This is a genomic window from Rhodococcus sp. HNM0563, assembly GCF_012726195.1.
GTDB lineage: Bacteria > Actinomycetota > Actinomycetes > Mycobacteriales > Mycobacteriaceae > Rhodococcus.
The window spans coordinates 275302-296803 of the sequence record NZ_JAASAF010000004.1 but is presented as its reverse complement, the minus strand read 5'-3'; the positions used below and the strand labels follow the sequence as shown (position 1 = coordinate 296803).

Genomic DNA, 21502 nt, shown 5'->3' with positions numbered 1-21502 from the left:
CGGATGCGCCTTTGCGGGCGTACATCCGGAGGGCATCGTGCGCCTCGTCGGTGTTCTACCGAAACCGCGTCACCTGCGGATCCGCTGGAGAACAACCGTCACTCGTGAAGGGCCCCGGAGGTATCGAGCACCCATGCGAACTCGAATGCCACCTCGCGCCACTTCTCGTACCGGCCCGACACACCGCCGTGGCCCGCGCTCATCTCGGTCTTGAGCAGCAAGGGTGCATCGCCCGTCTTCGTCGCGCGCAGTTTCGCGACCCACTTGGCGGGTTCGACGTACAGCACGCGGGTGTCGTTGATGCTCGTGATGGCGAGGATCGCCGGGTAGTCCTTCGCCTCGATGTTCTCGTAGGGGCTGTACGAGCGCATGTACTCGTACACCTCCGGGTTCTCGAGGGGATTGCCCCACTCGTCCCACTCGATCACCGTCAGCGGCAGCGACGGGTCGAGGATCGAGGTGAGGGGGTCGACGAACGGCACATTGGCGAGGATGCCCGTGAACAGTTCCGGTGCCATGTTTGCGACCGCGCCCATGAGCAGACCCCCGGCGCTGCCGCCGTCCGCGACGAGCCGGTCGGGGCTCGTCACGCCGGTGTCGACGAGGTGCCGCGCGCACGCGACGAAGTCGGTGAAGGTGTTCTTCTTGGTGAGCGACTTGCCGTTCTCGTACCAATGCCGGCCCATCTCGCCACCACCACGCACGTGCGCGACTGCGAACACCATGCCGCGGTCGAGCAACGACAGTCGTGCGACCGAGAACCCCGGGTCGATGCTGGCCTCGTACGAGCCGTACCCGTACAGCAGGGCCGGAGCGTTCGCGGGCGTGCCCTTCTTCGCGACGATCGAGATCGGGATCTTCGTTCCGTCGTCGGCCGTCGCCCACTCACGTCGCTGTTCGTAGCGCGACGGATCGAAGTCGCCGAGCACAGGCTGCGACTTGCGTAGCAACAACTCCCCTGTGCCCACGGCGTACTCGTAGACACGGGTCGGAGTGATGAACGAGGTGAATCCGAGTCGGAGCAACGGCTGCTTCCACTCGGGATTTCCGCCCGGACCGACGGCGAACAGTTCTTCGTCGAATTCTAGTTCGTGGAGGTCGCCGTATCCGTCGGCGGTGAGCGGCCATACCGCGAGCCGGGTGAGCGCTTCGCGGCGGTAGCTCAGCACGAGGTGGCCTTCGAACGCCTCGACATCTTCGAGCCGGACGTCCTTGCGGTGCTCGATCAGCGTGCGCAGCGCCGACGGGTCGTCGACGGGAGCTTCCGCGAGGGCGAAGTTCTCCGCCTTCTCCCCGGTGCGGGGGTCGACGTCGTTGTGCAGCACCAGGAACCGATCCTGGCCTCCGACGACGGCATGCTCGGCGCCGTACTCGACACCTTCACGTCGCGGCAGCAGTATCCGGAACTCCCCCGTGGGGTTGTCGGATTCGAGAACCCAGCCCTCGGTGGTGATCTTCGATCCCACCCAGATCATGAGGTACTTCTCGCTGCGCGTGGCGCCGATCGACACCCAGTACCGCTCGTCGGGCTCGTGGAAGACTTTCACATCATCGTCGACGGCGGTTCCGAGCCGATGCCGCCACACGGTGTCGGGGCGCCAGGACTCGTCGACCGTCTGATAGAAGATGTGACTGTGGTCGAGTGCCCACGTGGCACCGGGTGCGGTGCCGGGGATCTCGTCGGAAAGGAGTTCGCCGGTGGTGAGGTCCTTGAATTTGAGCGTGTACCGCTCGTCGCCCACCACATCGGTCGAGTACGCGAGCAGCGTGCCGTCATGGCTGAGCGAGAACGCGCCGACCGAGAAGAAGTCGTGCCCCTCGGACTCCACGTTGCCGTCGAGCAACACCTGTTCGCCGGGTAGTTCGGTGCCCGCTGCGACCTCCGGCGGCGCCCAGTCGTCCGGGTCGGTGATGGGGCACCGGCACTGGATTCCGTACTGCTTCCCCTCGACCGTGCGGGCGTAGTACCACCACTCACCCATGCGGGTGGGGACCGACATGTCGGTCTCCTGTGTCCGCGACTTGATCTCCTCGAAGATCGACTCCCGCACCGGTGCCAGATGCGCGGTCTGCGCCGCGGTGTACGCGTTCTCGGCTTCGAGATACGCGATCACCTCGGGGTTGTCCTTGTCGCGCAGCCACTCGTAGTCGTCGACGAACGTGTGACCGTGATGGGTGCGCTCTTGCGGAACCTTCGCGGCAACGGGCGGGGTCGGGGAGGTCATCGTGGTCAGCCGATCCAATCGTCGAAGGACAGTCCGGAAATGCGTTCGTAGGCCTCGATGTAGCGCGCACGGGTCTTGTCGACGATGTGCTGCGGCAGTGCGGGCGGCGGCGTATCCGATGCGCGATCCCATCCGGATTCGTCACTGGTGAGCCAGTTACGGACGATCTGCTTGTCGAAGCTCGGCTGAACTTTGCCCACCTCGTACTCGGCCAGATCCCAGTACCGGGACGAATCGGGGGTGAGCACCTCGTCGGCCAGCACGAGATTGCCTGCCTTGTCGAGACCGAACTCGAACTTGGTGTCGGCGAGCATGATGCCGCGCTCGTAGGCATAGATCGAGGCGCGGTCGTAGATGTCCAGGGTGTCCTGGCGCAGCTGCATCGCCAGGTTCAGTCCGATCTTCTCTGCAACCTGTTCGAAGCTGACGTTCTCGTCGTGATCGCCGAGATCGGCCTTCGTCGCGGGCGTGAAGATCGGTTCGGGAAGCCTGGATGCCTCGACCAGCCCCTCAGGTAGTTCGACGCCGCATACCGATCCGGTGGCGTTGTAGTCGGCGAGACCGGACCCGGTGAGGTATCCGCGGGCCACGCACTCCACCGGCACCATCTCGAGACGCTTGACGATCAGCGCGCGTCCGAGAACCTCGGCGGGAATCCGCTCGTCGTCGGGCTCGCCTGCGAGGTGATTGTTCGCGTCGAGAAGGTCGAAGAAGAACACGCTCATCGCGGTGAGGACCCGACCCTTGTCGGGGATCGAGGTCTCCAGGATGTGGTCGTAGGCCGAGATCCGGTCGCTGGCTACGAGCAGCAGGTGCTCGTCGTCGACGATGTAGAGGTCGCGGACCTTGCCGCCTGCCAGGTGTGAGTAGGACTCGAGTGAAGGACGCACGATGACACCCTAGTGGTCGACACCGACTCGTACCGCACGCCGTGGCGTATGTCCCATCGACCACAATTTCGAGAAGAGGCCACGAAGATCGCTCCCCCGGACGACGACGCGGCAGAACAAGGGAAGGTGTGATGGCCGTGTCGGACCGTGTGGACGTCGGCTTCCGGTCGGAGCGAGGACCGATCCTGATCGCTCTGATGCTCGCCACCGCGCTGGTGGCACTCGAAAGCACGATCCTGGCAACCGCGGTACCCACGATCGTCGACGACCTGGGCGGATTCACCCAGTTCCCGTGGCTGTTCTCGAGTTATCTGCTCGCTCAGGCCGTCCTCGTACCCGTGTACGGGAAGCTGTCCGATATCTTCGGGCGCACACCGGTCCTGTTGTTCGGTATCGGTGTGTTCGCTGCAGGTTCGGTGCTGTGCGCGGTGGCGTGGAGCATGCCTGCGCTGATCGCCTTCCGCGCCTTGCAGGGGATCGGGGCGGGCGCGGTGCTACCGATGGCGCAGACCATCGCGGGTGACATCTACACGGTGGCGGAGCGCGCAAAGGCCCAGGGTTATCTGGCCAGCGTGTGGGGAATGTCGTCGATTGTCGGCCCGACGGTCGGTGGGGTGTTCTCCGATTTCATGTCGTGGCGGTGGATCTTCTGGGTGAACGTGCCGCTGTGTGCGGTCGCGGCGTGGGTGCTCGTGCGCAGTTTCCACGAGTCGAAACCCGATGGACCGCGACGCTCCGTGGACTGGGCAGGCGCCACCACGCTGGCCGTCGGAGCGGCGCTGGTGATCCTCGGGCTACTCGAGGGCGGGCAGTCGTGGGCATGGGTGTCGACGACGAGCATTGCGATCTTCACGGCCGGTGCGGTCCTGCTCGTGTCGTTCGTCGTGATCGAGACGCGGGTGCCCGAGCCGATCTTGCCGGTGTGGGTGCTGACCCGCCGGGTTCTGATCACCACCAGCGCGGTGTCGTGCCTGGTCGGCGCAGTGGTGTTGGGCCTGACGTCGTACGTGCCGTCGTTTGTACAGGGTTCGCTGGGCACCACCGCTCTGGTCGCCGGGTTCACACTTGCCGCGATGACGCTCGGTTGGCCGATAGCGGCCGCGCAGTCGGGACGCCTGTACCTGCGTCTCGGATTCCGCACCACAGGCCTCATCGGTGCGGTCCCGCTCCTTACCGGTACCACCCTCCTGACACAGACGGGTCCGGATTCGGCACCGTGGCAGGTCGCGGGCTGCTGCGTCGTCATCGGTCTGGGCATGGGTCTGATCGCGAGTCCATCGCTCATCGCCGCCCAGTCCAGCGTGAAGTGGGGTGAGCGCGGCGTCGTCACCGGCGCAAACGCCTTCGCCCGTTCGATCGGCAGCGCTGTGGGCGTTGCGGTGTTCGGCGCTCTCGCGAACGCTGCGCTGGCTCGTTCCGGCGCGACCGAGGGCTCCGCACCGAACTCCGAGCAGCTCGCCGCGTCCGTCTCTCCCGTGTTCACAGCCGTTCTGGTGTGTGCGCTCGTGCTCGCCGTCTGCGTAGCGTCGATTCCTAACCGTATCGGTCGAGACGAAAACCGTACTGGCCATGCGTAAGTGGTCGCGACAAGATACGAGGTTCGACCGCAGGTCCACCCTGGTGATCGGATATCGGCGGCGTGGCCTGCCGGAGGCCGGGTACGGCAACACCGGGGACATGCCCACACTCACTGACCGGGTGCGGGACCGATCTGGAACCGCGTGTTCCGTTCTGCCTCGTAATCAGGCACCATCTCTGCGGTGAGGACCAGACGCGGCGACAACAGATCCATCGACGACATCACGTACATCCCGCTCGGCTCGTCCGGCCACGCGTCGAGCCAGCTCCAGCATGCGACGGCGATGCAGGAGACGACGGACTACGAGTCATTGCGCGCAGCGATGGACGCGGAGTACTACTGGCGCGGGGTAACGGAGACGTTCATGATCGCGGACGACTCGTTCACCTCGGTATCGCGGGAGACCCGCGATCGTCTCGACATCTCCGCCGCAGTCATGGCGCGTGCCTCCCACTGGGTCAGCACTATCGAGCTGGCCACTGAAGGAGCGCACCTGTACGGGGCCCTCGTTGCCTACACGCAGGGCGTCGGCGACAGCTACTCTGCGATCGAGTCGTGGGCACGCACGACGAAGAACGCTCTGCGCCCCTGAGACATGACCGGCTCGTTCGTGCACGCCTGAACGGCCCCCGGATCAGGGGGCCGTTCAGGCGTGCGTTGCCGCGGGGTCGCAGCCGCGATGAAGTACTACTGCTGCGACTGGTTGGCGGGCAGCTTCTCGAGTTCCTCATCGATGGAATCGAGTGCGAGGAGAGCGGTTTGGTAGGTCGCCGCGTTGGCGTGCTCGACGGCGACGAGGTTACCCGCCTTCACTGCGGGCAGCTCCTTCCACAGCGGTGAGTCGAACAGTTCCTGCAAGGCCGGTGTAACCGATCCGTCCGCTTCGATGCCGTAGACGATCACGTCCGCGTCACCGAGGTTCTCCGGCAGCTGCTCGAACGAGAGGTACTCGCCGTGAGTGATTGCGGGGTCGGCCGGCGTGCCGGGGAAGTCGAAGCCGAGGTCGTCGAGCAGATTCGTGGTGTAGGACGACTTGTATTCGCGCATGTACTCACCGGGGTTCGTGCCACATTCACTGCACACCCCCGCGAACTTCAGGTTGCCGAGAGTACCGGCGTATTTCTCCGCGAGTTCCGCAGCGCGCGCGTCGTACTCGTCCTTGAACTCGCCGTACGAGTCGCTCACGTTCGCCGCATCGGCGAACTGTTCGCCGAGCTCACGCCATTCACCCGGAATGCTGGGGCCGAGGAACACCACCGGCGCAAGCGTTTCCAGTGCCGCCATGTCGAGCTGCTCTTGGACCATCGCCGGAACACCCATGATGATGAGGTCGGGGTCGGCCATGGTGACAGCCTCGTAGTTCAGGTCGGCGACCGACATGTCGGGAGCGACCTTCGGCAGTTCCTCGTATGCGGCGAGGGTTTCCTCGTCCATGTTCTCGGTCTCACGTGTCCACTCGCACACCGCGGCAAGGTTGGCGTTCGCCTGGATCAGAGGGAGCACCGCGTAGCCGCAGGCGACGATGCGCTGCGGATCGGCCGGGATCTCGATGGAACCGTTCTGCGCCTCGAATGTCCGCGTCTCCGAGGATGCCGAGGTGCCGGCACCTCCATCGGCAGTGTCGCTGTCACCGTCGCTCGAGCATCCGACCAGTCCGACAGCCAGCAAGGCCGCCGCGCCGAGCACTACGGCGGTGCGCCCCCGACTCCGTTCCAGAACCCGCATCGTGTGTCTCCCACATGTCACTACGCCGCGGCACGTTGCCCCGGTCACAATTGGTTAGGCTAACCGACATTACCGACCCAGGCCAAGCGCCCGGTTCATCCCGTTTCTACCGAAATTGCCGCCGCCTCGGATCCGGACTGCCGCACGACACGGCCCGAAGCGCTAGCAAAGGTAAGGCTAACCGTATATCTTCGTCACCGGTCGCGCGCAGCCGCCGCGTCCGACCATCCTCAACCGAAAGGTGTGAGCATGCAGGCACCGGTCGCCGCCGCTACCGCAACCGACCGGGCAGCACGGACCGCACCACCCCCGTTCGTGCTGTCCCGCCCCCACGGCACCGTGCTCGCCCACGGTGTTCGCGACCGCTTCGACTCCGCCCTCGACGCCGCATCCGCACTGCGCGCCGGACGAATCCGCACAGTCGTCGGCGCCCTGCCCTTCGCCCCCGACCACCCCGCAGCGCTGACCGCCCCCGAGGTCCTCGACCACATCTCCACCCCCTACACGACGGAAACTCCTGCGCTGCCTGCGATTCGGATCACCGGCGTCACCCCCGACGAAGATGAACACGTCGACCGCGTGACCACGGCGCTGGGATTGCTCCGCACCGACGACAACGCGCTGGAGAAAGTCGTTCTCGCCCGCGCTCTCACCCTCGAATCCGAGAGCCGCATCGCTCCCGAAACGCTTCTCGCCGCTCTGGTTTCCCGCGACACCGTCGGCAACGGCTTCGCCGTCGACCTCAGCGCGGCCGGTGCGCAGTGGTCCGGACGTCACCTGGTGGGTGCGAGCCCCGAGGTACTCGTCCGGCGCCGGGGCGACCTCGTCACCGCCCACCCACTCGCCGGCTCTGCACCCCGCAGTTCGGACCCCGACGTCGACCGCGCCACCGCAGAGGCACTTCGTGCTTCCCCGAAGAATCTGCGCGAGCACGCCCACGTCATCGATTCGTTGCGGGCTTCACTCGAGCCACTGTGCTCGGAGCTCGACATTCCGGATAGCCCGTCCCTCACGAATACTCGGCAGTTGTGGCATCTCGGCACGCCCGTGTCCGGTCGGCTGCGCGACCGTTCCGTCACCGGACTCGACCTGGCGCTCGCTGTTCATCCGACGCCCGCGATCTGCGGCACCCCGACCGGCCTGGCACACAAGATCATCCACGAACTCGAAGGCGACCGGGGATTCTACGCCGGCGCACTCGGCTGGTGCGACGAGAACGGCGACGGCGAGTGGATGGTCACCATCCGGTGCGCCGTCCTCCACCCCGACCGCACGACACTGACCGCCCACGCAGGCGGAGGCATCGTCGCCGACTCCGACCCGTCCGACGAATTGGCCGAGACCACAGTGAAATTCGGAACAGTGCTCGATGCCTTCGGGGTTCGTCGATGACCCGGCCGGTAACACTCGTCGTCGGCGCGGCCCAGGGTATCGGGCGGGCGACCGCCCTGACGCTCGCGGCCTCGGGGCATCGCGTCGCCCTCGCCGATCGCGATCTCGACGGAGTGCGCGAGACAGCAGCGATGCTGGACGATCCTGTTCCCTCGTATCAACTCGATATCCGCGACCGCGACGCCGTGGACACTGTGATTGCCCACATCGAGGGCACCCACGGCCCGATCGAGGGCCTCGCCCACGTCGCAGGCGTGTTCTCCGTTGCCTCGGTCCTCGACTGCGACCCGGACGAATGGCAACGCATCCACGACATCAATGTCACCGGGCTCCTCTCCGTGCTGCGCGCCGTCGGACGGGCTATGCGCGACCGCAAGTCCGGATCGATCGTCGTGGTCGGGTCGAACTCCGCGGGCGTGCCCCGCATGGGCATGGGAGCGTACGGATCCTCGAAGGCAGCCGCGACGATGCTCGTGCGAGTTCTCGGACTCGAGCTCGCGCAGTACGGGATTCGTGCCAATGTCGTCGCGCCCGGTTCCACCGACACGGCGATGCAACGCACGCTGTGGGCCGACCCGGACGACGACACCGGAGCGCAGGGCGCCATCGCGGGTGATCTCGCGCAGTTCAAAGTCGGTATCCCGCTGGGGCGCATCGCAGAACCGGTGGATATCGCCGAGTCGATAGAGTTCCTGCTCTCACCGCGTGCCCGGCACATCACCATGCAGACCCTGTACGTCGACGGTGGTGCCACACTCAGAGCGTGATCCGTCCCGACGCGCGACTCACACTGCGACGGGTAGCTCGACGCGGGCCTCCAGCGCAGCATACCGACCGCCCAGCGCGACAAGCTCGTCGTGAGATCCCTGTTCGGCGATCCTGCCGTGGTCCAGGACGACGATCTCGTCAGCGTCGCGAACCGTCGAGAGCCGGTGCGCGATGGTGATGGTGGTGCGCCCGTGTCGCGCGGTGTCGATCGCCTGTTGCACCAGACGCTCGGTTTCGTTGTCGAGCGCGCTGGTGGCTTCGTCGAGCACGAGAATCCGCGGATCACGGAGCAACGTTCGGGCAATGGCGAGGCGCTGCTTCTCGCCTCCCGAGAACCGGTGGCCGCGGGCCCCGACGACCGTGTCGTAGCCGTCGGGCAGGGACACGATCAAGTCGTGGATGCGTGCGGCGCGAGCGGCATCCTCGATCTCTGCGTCTGTCGCATCGGACTTCGCGTAGCGCAGGTTCTCACGCACCGTCGCATGGAGAAGATACGTCTCCTGCGAGACCACACCGACCAGCGCGGCGACATCGGCGAGCGCCATGTCGCGTAGGTCGACTCCATCGATCGTGACGCGGCCCGCCGCTGGGTCGTACAGACGCGCGACGAGTCCGCCGAGAGTCGTTTTGCCCGAACCGGTCTCGCCGACGAGGGCAACCTGCGTACCTGCCGGTACATCGAGGGTGACGTCGTCCAGGGCAAGACGGTGTGCGCCGTCGTACCGGAAGTCGACGCCCTCGAATCGCACTGCACCCGCGACCCGTTCGCGATCGACGTGGACCGGTTCCTCCGGGTCATCGATCTCGACGGTGAGATCCAGGTATTCGAATATCCTGCTGAACAACGCAAGCGAGCTGGTGACGGTGATTCCGACGTCGAGCAGGCTCATCAGTGGCCGGAACAGGGTCGATTGCAGACCGGTGAAAGCAACGAGGGTGCCGATCGTCATGCCGCCGGACGTAGCGGGCAGTCCGGCGACGAGATAGAGCACCGCGGGAATCGCGGAGAAGACGATGTTCATAGTGGCCATGCGCCACCGGCCGGACAGCTGCGCGTGCAGCTCGAGGTCGGCGAGATCGTCGGAGGTGCGCGCGAACTTCCCGGACAGCGCGGGCCCGGTGCCGAGCGTCTTGACCAGGAGTACGCCGCTGACGGACAGTCCTTCTTCGATCTGGGTCTGCATGTCGGCCAGCCGGCGTTGCTGACGCGCGGTGATCACGCGACGCATCCTCGCGACGCGGCGGGTGAGCCAGATGGCCGGCGGCAGCACGATCAGCGACAGCAGCGCCAGTCGCCAGCTGAGGATCGTCATCGCGACTGCGGTACCGACCACGGTGGTGACGTTGGAGGCGATGGACGTCGCAGTGGAGGTCACCACCGATTGCATTCCCCCGATGTCGTTGGTCAGCCTCGACTGGATCTCACCACCGCGGGTGCGGGTGAAGAAACTCAGCGACTGTCGTTGCAGGTGTGAGAACACGCGAGTTCGCAGATCGTGCATGATCCGCTGCCCGACGGTCGTGGAAATCCACGTCTGAGCGACACCGAGCAGTGAGCTGACCACGGTGACGGCGAGCATGCCACCCACCGTCCACAGCAGCAGGGGCACGTTCTGATGCGGGATCGCGTCGTCGATGACGGCGCGGACGAGGAATGGGTTCGCAAGTGAGATGACCGACGAGGCGACGATGAGCGCGACGACGACGGTGATCTGCCAGCGGTAGGGGGCGAACAGGGCGCCGATGCGCCGGAGGCTGACGGGTGATTCCTTCAGCTGTTCGATGTCCTTGGGGTCGACCTTGCCGCCGCGGCCTCTGCCGCCGCTGGGCCCGGGACCTGGTGGGGGCTGCATCATGCACACCACCTCGATTCATGATTCGTTCGTACTTAGTGAGGTTGCCTCATTAAGAGGCAGGCGTCAACTGAGGTATGGTGAACATCATGTCGGATTCCCCCGCCGTACTCCGCGACCTGCTGATGGCAACCACCCGTACGCTGCGGAAACGCTGGCACGAGATACTCCGTCCCTGGGAGCTGTCTCCTCACGAACATCGAGCGCTGCGAGTGATCGGAAGCGCCGACGAACCGGTACGTCTGGGTGTCGTCGCGAAGTCGTTGCGCATCGTTCCGCGCTCGGTCACCGAGGTCGTCGACCGGCTCGAATCCCGCGGTCTCACCGAACGCCTCCCCGACCCCGCCGACCGCCGCGCCGTATGCGTGCAACTCACCGACGACGGACGACGCATGCTGACAGAACTGGACACCGCGCGCGACGCCGACGCGGCAGAAGTATTCGACCGCCTAGAGTCGGCCGAACGCGCGGAACTCGCGCGCCTGCTCCACAAACTCACCGACGACCACAACCACACCGCGAGGGCAGAAAATTCCGTTGCCTCGGCGAACGACGGCCCGTAATCTCGTCGCACGTCATACCCGGCTCTACGAGGAGGCAGATCATGCTGCCGGTCACCGAACGCGATATCAGGTCGTCGTTCATCAATTGCTCGAAAGGTGACGCGAAGCGCCTGTCCGTCCCCGCCGACCTCGCCGGTCTGCCCTGGGAGGACCTCGATTTTCTCGGCTGGACCGATCCGTCGTATCCCGGTCGCTGCTACGTGGTGACCGAGCAGGGCGACCGCCTGGTCGGTGTTGCACTGCGACACGAGTCCGGTGGCCGTCGCCCCGCGCAGATGTGTTCGATCTGCCAGACCACCCACCCCAACGGGGGCGTACACCTCATGGCGGCACGCAAGACCGGCGACGCCGGGCGCCGGGGCAACACGATCGGCACCTACATGTGCGCCGACCTCGACTGCTCGCTCTACGCTCGCCGCAAGAAGACCCCGAGCGGGGGCCGCCTCTACCGCGACGACACTGCCGTCGACGACCGGATCGAACGCGTCCGGTCCAACCTGGACGCGTTCATCGCCCGCGTCGGCTCCTCCTGACGAGCCCGAAGCGTGTGACGCGGCCCCCATTGTCTGTCAGAGCTCCGGCAGTTCGTAGTGGTCGGCGATCAACTCCACCGTGCGCGCCTGTACCCGGCGTGAATAGCCCATGACGACGAGCATCACTTCGTCGACGCTCGTCTGCGCGTGCAGGTGTTCGAGAACGTTGGCGACCTCGGCGCCGGTGCCGTGAACGAAGCGCTGCGTGTATGCGTCGAGGATGTGTTGCTCCTGCGGCGTGGCGGGGTAGGCCTCGACTTCCTCGGGCGGGAGCAACGAGTAGGTCTTGCGCTGGAGCATTCTGAGCATCGCCATGGCTGCGGATGCCGACTGACGGCGGGCTTCCTCGGGATCGTCGTGCGCAACCACCCCGACGCTGACGAGACTGTGGGGTTCATCCAGCATTTCGGATGGACGGAAGCTTTCCCGGTACAAGCGCATGGCGGAGACGATGTCGGCATCGCCGAACTGCAGCGCGAAGGCATACGGCCGTCCGAGCCGGCCCGCCAATTGAGCCGAATACGGTGAGGAACCCAGAATCCAGACCTGTGGACTCGTCGGGCGCGATACCCGATTCTGCTCGGCTTGCCACGGTCCGGGCACGGCGTGCACGTTCCGATACGGGTGATCCTGCGGGAAATCGTCGCCCAGGAAACCGAGTAGTTCCAGAACTTGTTGGGGGAATTCGTCGTTCGCGCTTCGGCCGCGGCGCAGTGCCGCAGCGGTCGGTGCGTCTGTGCCGGGTGCTCGCCCCAGCCCCAGGTCGATGCGGCCGGGAGCAAGCGCCTCGAGCATGCCGAACTGCTCGGCTATCACCAAGGGCGGGTGGTTGGGGAGCATGATCCCCCCTGCACCGAGACGGATGCGTTGGGTCTCGCCGGTCAACCGGGACAACATCATCTGGGGCGATGAGGTCGCTGCAGCGGGCATCGCATGGTGCTCGGACATCCAGAACCGTTGATATCCGCGGCGTTCTGCAAGCTGGGCCAGCGTGATGATTTCCGAGAAGGATTCCTGGGCTGTCCGACCGACGGCGGTGTGCGCGTTGTCGAGGACGGACAGGGCGAACGGGGCGGTGCCGGAGGGGGGAAGCGGGATCATGCATCGTCTCGATTCTCACGGTTAAGTGATTATGTTGGCGTGATTCGATGCTACCAGTGAAGTCACGGAAAAATTCGAGTGATACCGTGATAAGCGTGACAAGGAGCCCACTCCCGCCGGCGCCGGGAACCGACGACCATGTCAGTCTCGCGTTGGCCAACAGCACGGTGAGCCTCCCCGGGGGACGCGGGACGGACGAACTGGGTTCTCCCGAAGACGCCACCGCGTGGCTGGTCGCCCACGGACTTGCTCCCGAAGGGACCGCCCTACTGACGTACTGTCAGAATCAACTCACCGGTCTGCGGGATGATCTGCGTTCGGTCTTCGCCGCGCACGTCCGGGGCCACACTCCCCCGGAAAGTGCCGTGGACGGCGTCAATCGGGCACTGACGAAAGTGCCCAGCGCCCCGTTGTTGCGGTACGACTCCAACCACGGTTTCCACCGTGTCCCGGAGCATCCGGTGACGCAACTCGTCGAGCATGCGATGGCCCAGGTTGCCGAGGATGCTGCCGCGCTACTCACCGGTGAGCGGGCAGCCCTGATCTCCCAGTGCGAAGCATCACCGTGTGACCGCTTCATGCTGCGCACCCATGCTCGGAGGCATTGGTGCTCCACTCGGTGCGGCGACCGCGTCCGTGCCGCACGGGCCTACGCCCGCAAGCAGGACCGAATCACCGTGGAGTGAACTGCAGCGACCGAGATTCCGCGGCGGAATTGCCCAGCTGTGGTCGCTCATCGTCGCGGCGTCCCCGGAAAACTCACGGAGCCATCGGAGTCGGAGGCACGCGCAGCGTGCGAGTCGGGGGAACCGGATGCACTTCTCCCGGTGTGCCGAAACGACCACACTGCCGTACCGATCACCGCGACGACCGCAGACACAGCGACAACGACGATGTTCGACACGCTCCTCCCGAAATCGGCAGCCCCCGTCTCGATCCGGTACTGGACGGCGATGGGCAGCAGACCTCCCGCCTCGGGATCACGGGCAACGACGAGCAGCAACCCACCGAGCACAATGGACAACGTCCCGGCGATGATCGCGTGCCAACTGTTGCTCCAGCGCCCGACGGTGAGTTCACGCGGAGTCAGAAGTACACGCAGTTTGCCCGACCATCGTTTCCAGACAAGTGCCAGCAGCAGCAACGGCAACGCCATACCGGCCGCATAGATCGCGAGCAGAATGCCCCCGTAGACGGGATTCGCCCCCACAGCGGCAACCATCAGAACCGAACCGAGGATCGGGCCGGTGCACACTCCGGCAACTCCGTACCCGGTGCCCAGAATGAAGACGGTCCATGCACGTCCGGCGTCCCCGGCCTGCCCACTGCGAGACAACCCCGGGATCGGAATTCCTGCCAGCTGCACGAGACCGAAGACGATCACCACAGCGGCAACGGCCGTGAGCAGCAGCCCGCGGTTGTCGTTGAGGAATGCCCCGGCGGTACCGGCGAACACGCCCAGCGGGACGAGTGTCGTGATCAAGCCCAGATAGAACACACCGGTGCGTGCGACAAGGGTGGCCGGATGCGAGAACGCATAGGCGAAGAATGCCGGCAACAGCATCACCGAGCACGGCGACAACAAGCTGAGCACACCACCGAGAAACGCGCCGAGGTATCCGATGTCCATCAATTGTCCTCTGCAAGCTGCGAATCGAGGATCTGCTCGAACATGTACACGGGTTGCGCTCCCTGCAGGACTTCGTCGCCGACGATGAACGTCGGTGTCGCGGTCACGCCGAGGGACCGGGACTCAGCTCCTTCTCGTCGGACCGCGTCCGCGAGCGCGGGATCGTCGAGCGCCGTGGTGAACTCGGCGACGTCGAGTCCGTCCACTCGGCCGGCGAGGCCGATCAGCGTGTCACGGTTGTAGTCCTTCGACCCGGCAACCGTATGCACGAATATCTCGTGGTTGAACTCCCAAAACAGGTTCTGCTCCGCCGCTGCACGTCCCGCGATCGCAGTGCTCTCGGAGTGGTCGGTGAGAATGGGAGTGTCTCTCCACTCGAAGCGGACGTGACCGGGTTCGATGTACTTCTCGAACAGGGTCGGGAACGTCTCGACCGCGAAGACTCCGCAGTACGGGCACGTGAAATCCGCGTATTCGATGATCACGACTGGAGCGTCGACGTCGCCGATCGCGAAGGCATCGGCCGCGTCACGGCGGGCGAGGTCGGACAGTCGACTCGACTCGTCGGCCGAGTTCGAGGTCGTGGCCGAATCACCGTTGTTCGTCTGCGAGCCGATTGCGACACCGATGGCCAACAGCGCAACAACGATCGCACCGATGCCCATGAGCTTCCAGGGAAGTGGACGAGTGGAAGTGGTCTGCTCGGAGATCGTCTTGCTCCTAACCGATCGAGGGACGAGGCGTGAGCGCTCTGAGGCGGAACCGAGACAAGGGCGTTCTACGTGCCGTGTGGCAGAGACGAGACCGAAACCCGGACCTACTATGCAAGGTAGTCGACTATGCAAGATAGTCAACTATCGGGCATAGTAGAACCATGAGTCGCCTCACCTGTTGGACGAACCGGCAGAAGTTGTCGCTCGATCTCGCCGTCCGCGCTCTGCGCACATGGGGTCCCAGGCAGATGATCACAGCAGCCGTGGCGGCCACATCTGTCGGCGCAGTCGTCGGTGTGGCCACCGTCCTGATCCCGAATCCCGTTTTCACACGCGAAATTCCACCAGTGCCATGGAACTACCCGGCCTGGCTCGTCACGTCGATCCTGGCCGGGATCCTCATCGCCACCTACGTGCACCCCGTCGGGAGCGCCCCCGACGAGCACGCGCCGGAGCATGCGACCGGCAACAAGGGTTCGGACCGATCCAGCGGCCGGCTCGGCGGCGCCGCCGGAGTCCTGGCCTGGTTCGCGGTGGGCTGCCCCGTCTGCAACAAGATCGCGCTTCTCGCCCTCGGATACACCGGGGCGCTGACCTGGTTCGCGCCTCTCCAGCCGGTGCTGGCGATCACCGCGCTGGTACTGTCCGCTCTCGCGGTGCTCTGGCGCTTACGAGGTCAGGTCGCATGTCCCATCCCCACTACAGAGAAAGTGGCGACGTCATGATGTCCGGCGACCGAGGGCGATCCACTGAACCGATGCGACTGGGCGCGCTCGAACAGCAGGTCATGGATGTGCTGTGGGACCAGGGGCCGTCCACGATCCGGCAGGTGATCATCCGTCTGGGAGACAACTTGGCGTACACCACGATCGCCACGGTCATGACCAACCTCGAGCGCAAACGCCTCGTCCGCTCGGAGAAGCAGGGTCGGTCCGCGTTCTACACGCCGTGCCACACGCGCGAGGTGCACGCAGCCCAGCTCATGGAGCAGGCACTGTCGACGAGCAACGACCGCGTCGCATCGATCGTGCACTTCCTCGACGCGATCGATCCGGACGACGCGCAACGGCTGCGCGACTACCTTGCGCAGCGCGGAGATCACCGATGAACGCGATCGGGCCGGCGCTGGTCGCCCTCGTCCTGATCGCCGCCTCGCTGGGTGGGCCGGGTCTCATCCGTGCCGCTGCGCCGCTGCTGATGCGTATTCCGCGCACGGCGATCCTCCTTCTGACCGGCGGTCTGCTGCTGTGGTTGCCGGCAGTGGCATCGCTCAGCCTGATGACAGCCTGGCTGGTCACCGGGCCGAGCCTTCTGCCCACACCTCTGGCCGATGTCTGTCAGCAGTGTCTCGATGCCGCGAACCCGTTCGCCGCGGCCACGGTGGACACAGCGTTTCCCGTGCTGCTGCTCCTGTTTCTTCCGGCGCTGGCGCTGCTCACGCTCATCGGTGTAGGCGTACCTCGGTGGATGCGCCGCGTCCGCGCCACCCGCTCTGCCGCCCACTCTGTGTCCGATCGGGCTCGCAGCACATATATAGACGGATATCGCGTGCTGTTGCTTCACGATCAGCGCCGGCTCGCGTTTTCCCTGCCGCCGCGCTCGGGCGGCATCGTCGTCTCCGACGCACTGTGCGAAGCGCTCGAGCCCGACGAGCTCGCGGCAGTTCTCGCGCACGAGCACGCTCATCTGCGACAACGCCATCACCTTGTCCTGACCGTCCTCGACACCGTGGCCTGGCCGTTGCGGCGGGTGCCGTTGATATCAGCGATTGTCGATGCCGTGCCGCACTATCTGGAGATTGCTGCGGACAACGCGGCACGCAGTCACGCCGGGACACCCGCGCTCGCGAGTGCGCTACTCGAGCTCGGTGCCCCGGACAGTGATCTGAGCGACCCGTCGGGATACCCGATCGCCGGTACGGTGCTGCATGCGACGGGTCCCGACCGGATCGGGCACATCGTGGCGCCGGCCCCCATTCGTTCTGCCGTGGTCCCGATGTCGGTGTTGGGCATCCAACTGGCTCTGTTCGCGATCGTCGCGGCTGCCGTACACGGGCCGTACCTCCGTGTGGCCCTTGCGGGCTGCGGCCTGTCCACATAGCCCCGTCATGGCGCCGACGACTGCACCGGCACCTACGAGAGCGAACTGATCGCAGCCGAAGCGTGAGGGAAGATCACGTCGTCCGCGAACCGGCGAATGGCGTCGAGCCGGGCCTGCGGATCGGACGGGTCGACGCCGTACATGCGCCACGGCGCCACTCGCACCCGGGTGACCCCGATGCCGGCCAAACGACGGTACCCGTCGACGTCGGAGACATCGGTGGGCGATACATCGATCTCGAACGGAACATCCGCGCGGCCGAATTCGGAACGCAGCTCCGACAGCCGCCCGATCGCCGACGTCAGCTGCGCGACATCGGTGTTGACCGAGATCCAGCCGTCGCCCAGTCGCGCCGCACGCCGCAGAGCTGCCTCACTGTGCCCTCCACCGTAGATCGGAACAGGCCGGTCGGGTGCAGGGCTGATCATCAGCCGTTCGAATTCGTAATGCTTGCCATGGAATTCGACCCACTGTGGACCTTCGCCGGAACACACCGCCTTCACGATCGCGATGGCTTCGTCGGTGCGAGCACCACGAGTGCGCATCTCGGTGCCGGTGAACTCGAATTCCTCTGGTATCCACGATAATCCGATCCCGACGGCGATGCGGTTCCCCGACATCACCGCCATCGTCGCCACCTGTTTGGCGGTGAGCAACGGATCGCGCAGCGGCAGCTTCAGTACATTTGTGTAGAATCGCACTCGCTGCGTGACGGCAGCCATCGCGGTCATCGCGATGAAGGGATCCGGCATCGGTGTCTCGGGAGCCCACATCCTCTTACCATCGGGTGAATACGGATAATCGGCCGAGACCGTCTCGGGGTAGAACACCGAGTCGGGCAAGGCAATCGCGTCGTAGCCGCATTCGTCGGCGACGCGGGCGAACTCCGGCAGGTCGCCCGCTTCGATCATCGCCGCGGGCAGTGCCCATTTCATGGGCCCTGATCTCTTCGTGGACACCAAGCTCACAGCTTGACCACACGCGATGTCGGGATCGGATGAGAATCGGCCTTGATCCAGCGCATTGCCCATGTGCCCTCGGCGTGCGAGTCGGTATCGATCCAGTTTCCGTAGCCGGGATCCTTTGCGGCGACGACGATGGTCAGCGTGCCGTCGTCATTCAGTTTCGCGGTGTGATTGTTGATGTAGATGTTGGTCCGGTTGTAGTCGAGCGACTCGACCCAGAAATTCTGCAGCACGAAGTTGAAGTACTCGCAGTTCGGCACCTCGGTCTCGATCACCCAGGCCTCATCGGCGGCGAGCTTCCAGTACCCGTGCAGATAGAAGATCGTGGGGTCGCCGCCGGCGTTCTGGAACTGCTCCTGGCCGCGGTCGAAGATCTCGTTGGGCTGCGGCTGGAATTTGCGCGACCACTCGAGGAATGTGTTCGCGGAGCCCCGGACCATCCCGATCGCCTTCCCGAGGCGGTCGGCCATCTCCACGGAACTCAACGGCACGAATTCACCGTCGGGGTTCAGACATTCGATGGACAGTTCGGCGGGAACCTCGCTGCGCCGGTCTCGGTAGGTCTGCCGGATGGAGATGAGGTTGCTGTCCGGGGCCAGCGGCAGCCACGACCCTTCCGCGGGCTCGTCGACGCTCGCGATGAACGTGAATCGGCCGTGTTCGTCGACGTCGAGGTCATGACCGTGCAGGTCGCCGGTCTGCAGCATGGAACCGTCGATGTGGTAGCGGTTGACCCGCGACCCGAACGTCACGAGCGGCACGGTCCCCCGTGTGCCGGTGATCCGGTAGGTGTACCTACCGGAGATGTTCGCCCGCATGTACAGGTTGTCGGGATTGTCGGCGCCGATCTTCGTCATCATGTTCGGGTTCGGGGCCGACGTGAATTGCGGCCACCGCGGATCGGTGTATTCGACGCAGTTGATGGTGGCGTATCGGAGCAACCGGCTCAGATAGCGGACGCCCTCCGCCTGAGTCAGTGAATCCTGTGGAACGATGTCGTCCTCGAGGATCTTCCCGACGTCGAGCAGATCTGTGCAGAACTTCTCCCAAGTGGGGTTCATACGACTATTCCTATTCTGATCGATGTGTCGAATACGTTCATGCCGTGGGGGCAAACTTCGCCTCGACGTCGGCTGCGCTCACGCCGAACTCCTCGAGCGAATAGCGGTGCGACGGACGGCGATGGCTGGCGAGGCTCGCCTGGTGCGATGCCTCCACCGCAGATCGAGCCACGTCCGTGAAGGGCATGGCGAATTGCGAATAGATCTTCTCGACGGTGCCGACCGCGTCGGAGATGAACTCCTTGTAGTCGACGTCGATGAACTGATCGGGGTTGTAACGGGTACGGGCACTGTTGAAGTTCGCGTTTCCGCGCGCCCACAGGTCCAGTTGGGTGCGCCCGATGGCCGGCCGGTCGAAGGCCTTCGACATGTCGTGGCCGCCCTGCTCTGCAAGGCTGAATGTGGACGCCATCGACGTCAGCGGGTCCCGGAAGGTGCGAACGAACAGCGCATCGGGGTACACGGACATGATCTCATCGATCGCGAAGACATGGCTCGGGCTCTTGAGTACCCACCGCCGGTCCGCGTCGTGCAGCCCGATCAACTGCAGGTTCTTCTTGTGCCGCGCATACGTTTCGGTCCAGTCCTGCTCCGCGAGCCACTTGGTGTAGCTCGGTACGTATGCGACGGTCTCGAATGCGGTCGAAAGCATCGTCTGCTGAAGCAGACGCCAGCATTCCTCGACCTCTTCAGACCCCATGAAATGAACCTTCATCAGGTCCGCCTCGTTGCGTTGGCGAGCCCGGTAGAAGGCGTCGGAGCGCAGGTAATCCTCGTTCTCCGACCACTTGTCGCGAGGCGGACGCGGCTGAGGGGTCTCGGCGAGCCACATCTCGGCACCCTGATGCGCCGGGTCAGCACCGAGCAGCCGGTGCAACGCGGTGCTGCCGGTCCGCGTCAACCCGACTACGAAGATCGGGCGTTCGACCGGAACATTTACGTGCTCAGGGTATTTCGCAAATCCAGCCTCGCTGGACAGGCGCCCCGCGAGCGCGGCGATGATCATCTTGCGCGCGATCACCTTACCGTGGGGAGTGAGGTCGGCTTCGTGCTCGAACGATTCGAGCAATACCCGCAGCCCTTCGAGGTAGTCGTCGCTGCCGAAGTCGTCGTATCCGGCGGCCTCGCGTGCGGCGTGATGCAAGTCCTCGATGGAACCGATGCCGGCGTAGTCCTGTGTCATTCTTGTGTCCTTGTGAGAGTGAATCAGTGGTGCGCGTGACCGCAATTGACGTCCAGGCACTGCCCGGTGATCGCGCGAGCAAGATCGGATGCGAAGAACAGCACAGCGTTCGCGATGTCATCGGGTTCGGGTAGCCGGCGCAGATCGGTGCCGGCCGCGATCTCGTCGTAGACCACCGACGGGTCTACGCCACGCTCCCCCGCCTGCTTCTCGACCATGCGCTGGACGCGTTCGGCCCAGATATATCCTGGCGCGACCGAATTCACCCGAACACCCATAGGACCGAGCTCCACCGAGAGGCTTCGGGCGAGGGCTAGCAGCCCGGCCTTCATCACGCGGTAGGCCCCGAAGTTCGGCAGCTGGTTGCGCAGCACCATCGAGTTGATCATCACGACCGAGCCCTGGGACTTCTCGAGGGCGGGCGCCAATTTCCGGGTCAGGTTGAGTGCCGCGAGCAGGTTGATGTCCATGCCCCGCCGGACCGACTCGAACTCGGTGTCGAGCAGACGCTCATGGGGCGGCTGCACGAACGCGTTGTGCACTACCGCGTCGACGACTCCGAACTCCGCGAGTGCCGACTCGGCGAGATTGGTGACGGACGCGTCGTCGGTGAGGTCTGTCGGCACGGACACCGCGGTACCGCCCATATCCCGGATCTCCTCGGCGACCTCCGTCAGCCTCGATTCGGTCCGGGCGGCCAGGACGACGCGGGCTCCCGCGAGCGCGCCGCGGACGGCCACCGAGCGTCCGAGCCCCGTCCCCACACCGGAAACGACGAGGACCTTACCCTCGAGCATTATCGGCATCGCGGTCGCGGCTCGCTCGGCCGCCGTCATACCTGGGCCTGCGGGTCGATCACGACGCTGAGTGAAACGATTCGGCAGTCGTCGTCGAACTCGAAGAGGTCGCTGGCGAGGAACGCCGGCATCCCCTCGCGCTCCACCCGTACCTGCATCGCGGCATACCGGCCGGTGACGACGATCGGTGAGTGGCGGCTCACCGTGAAGTCCACCTTGGCATTGGCGATACCGAACTGGCGGATCTCATCGACGCCGCGGTGCGTCCGCACGCCGAGCGGCTCATGTTGCACCGCATCATCTGCGAATAGCGCCACCAGTTGGTCCACATCGTGGTTTCCCAGGTGCTTGACGTACGACTCGAGTGCCGAACAGATTTCGTCCCTTGTGGGCAAGAAACATTCCTTCCGTGACGGGTGGTACT

General features: G+C 65.1%; 22 protein-coding genes. 10 read left to right on the top strand and 12 right to left on the bottom strand.

Translation table 11 applies throughout. The features are described from left to right. Window positions 1-98: 98 nt before the first annotated feature. Together HCA61_RS11240 and HCA61_RS11235 are read right to left on the bottom strand one after the other, a co-directional pair. Window positions 99-2225, bottom strand: coding sequence for a S9 family peptidase (locus HCA61_RS11240; protein WP_169688263.1), 2127 nt, complete (start codon window positions 2223-2225; stop codon window positions 99-101). Between the two features lie 5 nt (window positions 2226-2230). Further along, window positions 2231-3115, bottom strand: coding sequence for a phosphoribosylaminoimidazolesuccinocarboxamide synthase (locus HCA61_RS11235; protein WP_169688262.1), 885 nt, complete (start codon window positions 3113-3115; stop codon window positions 2231-2233). Between the two features lie 131 nt (window positions 3116-3246). Here HCA61_RS11235 and HCA61_RS11230 point away from each other — a divergent pair, with 131 nt between their 5' ends. Beyond that, window positions 3247-4692 carry an MDR family MFS transporter gene (locus tag HCA61_RS11230; RefSeq protein ID WP_169688261.1) on the top strand — a complete coding sequence of 482 codons (1446 nt, stop codon included), beginning with the start codon at window positions 3247-3249 and terminating at the stop codon, window positions 4690-4692. Window positions 4693-4875: 183 nt separating this feature from the next. After that, a complete protein-coding gene (locus HCA61_RS11225) occupies window positions 4876-5286 on the top strand; it encodes a hypothetical protein (RefSeq protein WP_346777546.1) in 411 nt (136 codons plus the stop codon). A 95-nt stretch (window positions 5287-5381) separates the two neighbouring features. Here the strand turns inward: HCA61_RS11225 and HCA61_RS11220 are convergent, their stop codons facing one another. Then, window positions 5382-6419, bottom strand: a complete 1038-nt coding sequence (locus tag HCA61_RS11220) for an ABC transporter substrate-binding protein (protein WP_169688260.1) — start codon at window positions 6417-6419, stop codon at window positions 5382-5384. A 249-nt stretch (window positions 6420-6668) separates the two neighbouring features. On the opposite strand from HCA61_RS11220, the gene HCA61_RS11215 reads away from it, so the two are divergent. Both HCA61_RS11215 and HCA61_RS11210 read left to right on the top strand, forming a co-directional pair. Continuing rightward, on the top strand, window positions 6669-7811 hold the full coding sequence (locus HCA61_RS11215) for an isochorismate synthase (protein WP_169688259.1): 1143 nt from the start codon (window positions 6669-6671) through the stop codon (window positions 7809-7811). Then, window positions 7808-8578 (top strand): SDR family oxidoreductase, encoded by a 771-nt coding sequence (locus HCA61_RS11210; RefSeq protein WP_169688258.1) that lies wholly within the window; start codon window positions 7808-7810, stop codon window positions 8576-8578. The genes HCA61_RS11215 and HCA61_RS11210 overlap by 4 nt, the downstream gene beginning before the upstream one ends. An 18-nt stretch (window positions 8579-8596) precedes the next feature. Here HCA61_RS11210 and HCA61_RS11205 read toward each other — a convergent pair whose 3' ends face one another. Then, window positions 8597-10435, bottom strand: coding sequence for an ABC transporter ATP-binding protein (locus HCA61_RS11205; RefSeq protein WP_169688257.1), 1839 nt, complete (start codon window positions 10433-10435; stop codon window positions 8597-8599). 86 nt (window positions 10436-10521) lie between these two features. Here HCA61_RS11205 and HCA61_RS11200 point away from each other — a divergent pair, with 86 nt between their 5' ends. Both HCA61_RS11200 and HCA61_RS11195 read left to right on the top strand, forming a co-directional pair. Continuing rightward, window positions 10522-10995: a MarR family transcriptional regulator gene (locus HCA61_RS11200; RefSeq protein WP_240959135.1), complete on the top strand. Its 474-nt coding sequence runs from the start codon at window positions 10522-10524 to the stop codon at window positions 10993-10995. Window positions 10996-11036: 41 nt separating this feature from the next. Beyond that, window positions 11037-11528: an FBP domain-containing protein gene (locus tag HCA61_RS11195; protein WP_169688255.1), complete on the top strand. Its 492-nt coding sequence runs from the start codon at window positions 11037-11039 to the stop codon at window positions 11526-11528. A gap of 36 nt (window positions 11529-11564) precedes the next feature. Here HCA61_RS11195 and HCA61_RS11190 read toward each other — a convergent pair whose 3' ends face one another. Further along, window positions 11565-12629: an LLM class flavin-dependent oxidoreductase gene (locus tag HCA61_RS11190; protein WP_169688254.1), complete on the bottom strand. Its 1065-nt coding sequence runs from the start codon at window positions 12627-12629 to the stop codon at window positions 11565-11567. Between the two features lie 95 nt (window positions 12630-12724). On the opposite strand from HCA61_RS11190, the gene HCA61_RS11185 reads away from it, so the two are divergent. After that, window positions 12725-13315, top strand: coding sequence for an ABATE domain-containing protein (locus HCA61_RS11185; RefSeq protein WP_169688253.1), 591 nt, complete (start codon window positions 12725-12727; stop codon window positions 13313-13315). A 47-nt stretch (window positions 13316-13362) separates the two neighbouring features. Here the strand turns inward: HCA61_RS11185 and HCA61_RS11180 are convergent, their stop codons facing one another. Together HCA61_RS11180 and HCA61_RS11175 are read right to left on the bottom strand one after the other, a co-directional pair. Next, entirely contained in the window at window positions 13363-14259 is an 897-nt protein-coding gene (locus tag HCA61_RS11180) for a cytochrome c biogenesis CcdA family protein (RefSeq protein ID WP_169688252.1), read from the bottom strand. Further along, window positions 14259-14924 (bottom strand): thioredoxin domain-containing protein, encoded by a 666-nt coding sequence (locus HCA61_RS11175; RefSeq protein ID WP_169688251.1) that lies wholly within the window; start codon window positions 14922-14924, stop codon window positions 14259-14261. Before HCA61_RS11175 ends, HCA61_RS11180 begins: the two co-directional genes overlap by 1 nt. Before the next feature lie 209 nt (window positions 14925-15133). On the opposite strand from HCA61_RS11175, the gene HCA61_RS11170 reads away from it, so the two are divergent. From HCA61_RS11170 to HCA61_RS11160, 3 genes are read left to right on the top strand one after another with little or no spacing between them, the layout of a single operon-like run. After that, on the top strand, window positions 15134-15697 hold the full coding sequence (locus tag HCA61_RS11170; protein WP_169688250.1) for a hypothetical protein: 564 nt from the start codon (window positions 15134-15136) through the stop codon (window positions 15695-15697). Window positions 15698-15729: 32 nt separating this feature from the next. Then, window positions 15730-16080, top strand: coding sequence for a BlaI/MecI/CopY family transcriptional regulator (locus HCA61_RS11165; RefSeq protein ID WP_240959134.1), 351 nt, complete (start codon window positions 15730-15732; stop codon window positions 16078-16080). Further along, window positions 16077-17072, top strand: coding sequence for a M56 family metallopeptidase (locus HCA61_RS11160; RefSeq protein WP_169688249.1), 996 nt, complete (start codon window positions 16077-16079; stop codon window positions 17070-17072). Before HCA61_RS11165 ends, HCA61_RS11160 begins: the two co-directional genes overlap by 4 nt. Window positions 17073-17104: 32 nt before the next feature. Here the strand turns inward: HCA61_RS11160 and HCA61_RS11155 are convergent, their stop codons facing one another. The 5 genes from HCA61_RS11155 to HCA61_RS11135 are packed head-to-tail and all read right to left on the bottom strand — an operon-like array spanning window position 17105 to window position 21473. Then, on the bottom strand, window positions 17105-18007 hold the full coding sequence (locus HCA61_RS11155) for a TIGR03619 family F420-dependent LLM class oxidoreductase (RefSeq protein ID WP_169688248.1): 903 nt from the start codon (window positions 18005-18007) through the stop codon (window positions 17105-17107). 29 nt (window positions 18008-18036) lie between these two features. After that, window positions 18037-19098 (bottom strand): DUF1214 domain-containing protein, encoded by a 1062-nt coding sequence (locus HCA61_RS11150; protein WP_169688247.1) that lies wholly within the window; start codon window positions 19096-19098, stop codon window positions 18037-18039. 37 nt (window positions 19099-19135) lie between these two features. After that, a complete protein-coding gene (locus HCA61_RS11145) occupies window positions 19136-20281 on the bottom strand; it encodes a sulfotransferase (RefSeq protein WP_169688246.1) in 1146 nt (381 codons plus the stop codon). Between the two features lie 23 nt (window positions 20282-20304). Then, on the bottom strand, window positions 20305-21117 hold the full coding sequence (locus tag HCA61_RS11140; protein WP_240959133.1) for an SDR family oxidoreductase: 813 nt from the start codon (window positions 21115-21117) through the stop codon (window positions 20305-20307). Then, window positions 21114-21473, bottom strand: coding sequence for a nuclear transport factor 2 family protein (locus tag HCA61_RS11135; RefSeq protein ID WP_169688245.1), 360 nt, complete (start codon window positions 21471-21473; stop codon window positions 21114-21116). The genes HCA61_RS11140 and HCA61_RS11135 overlap by 4 nt, the downstream gene beginning before the upstream one ends. Between the last annotated feature and the right edge of the window lie 29 nt (window positions 21474-21502).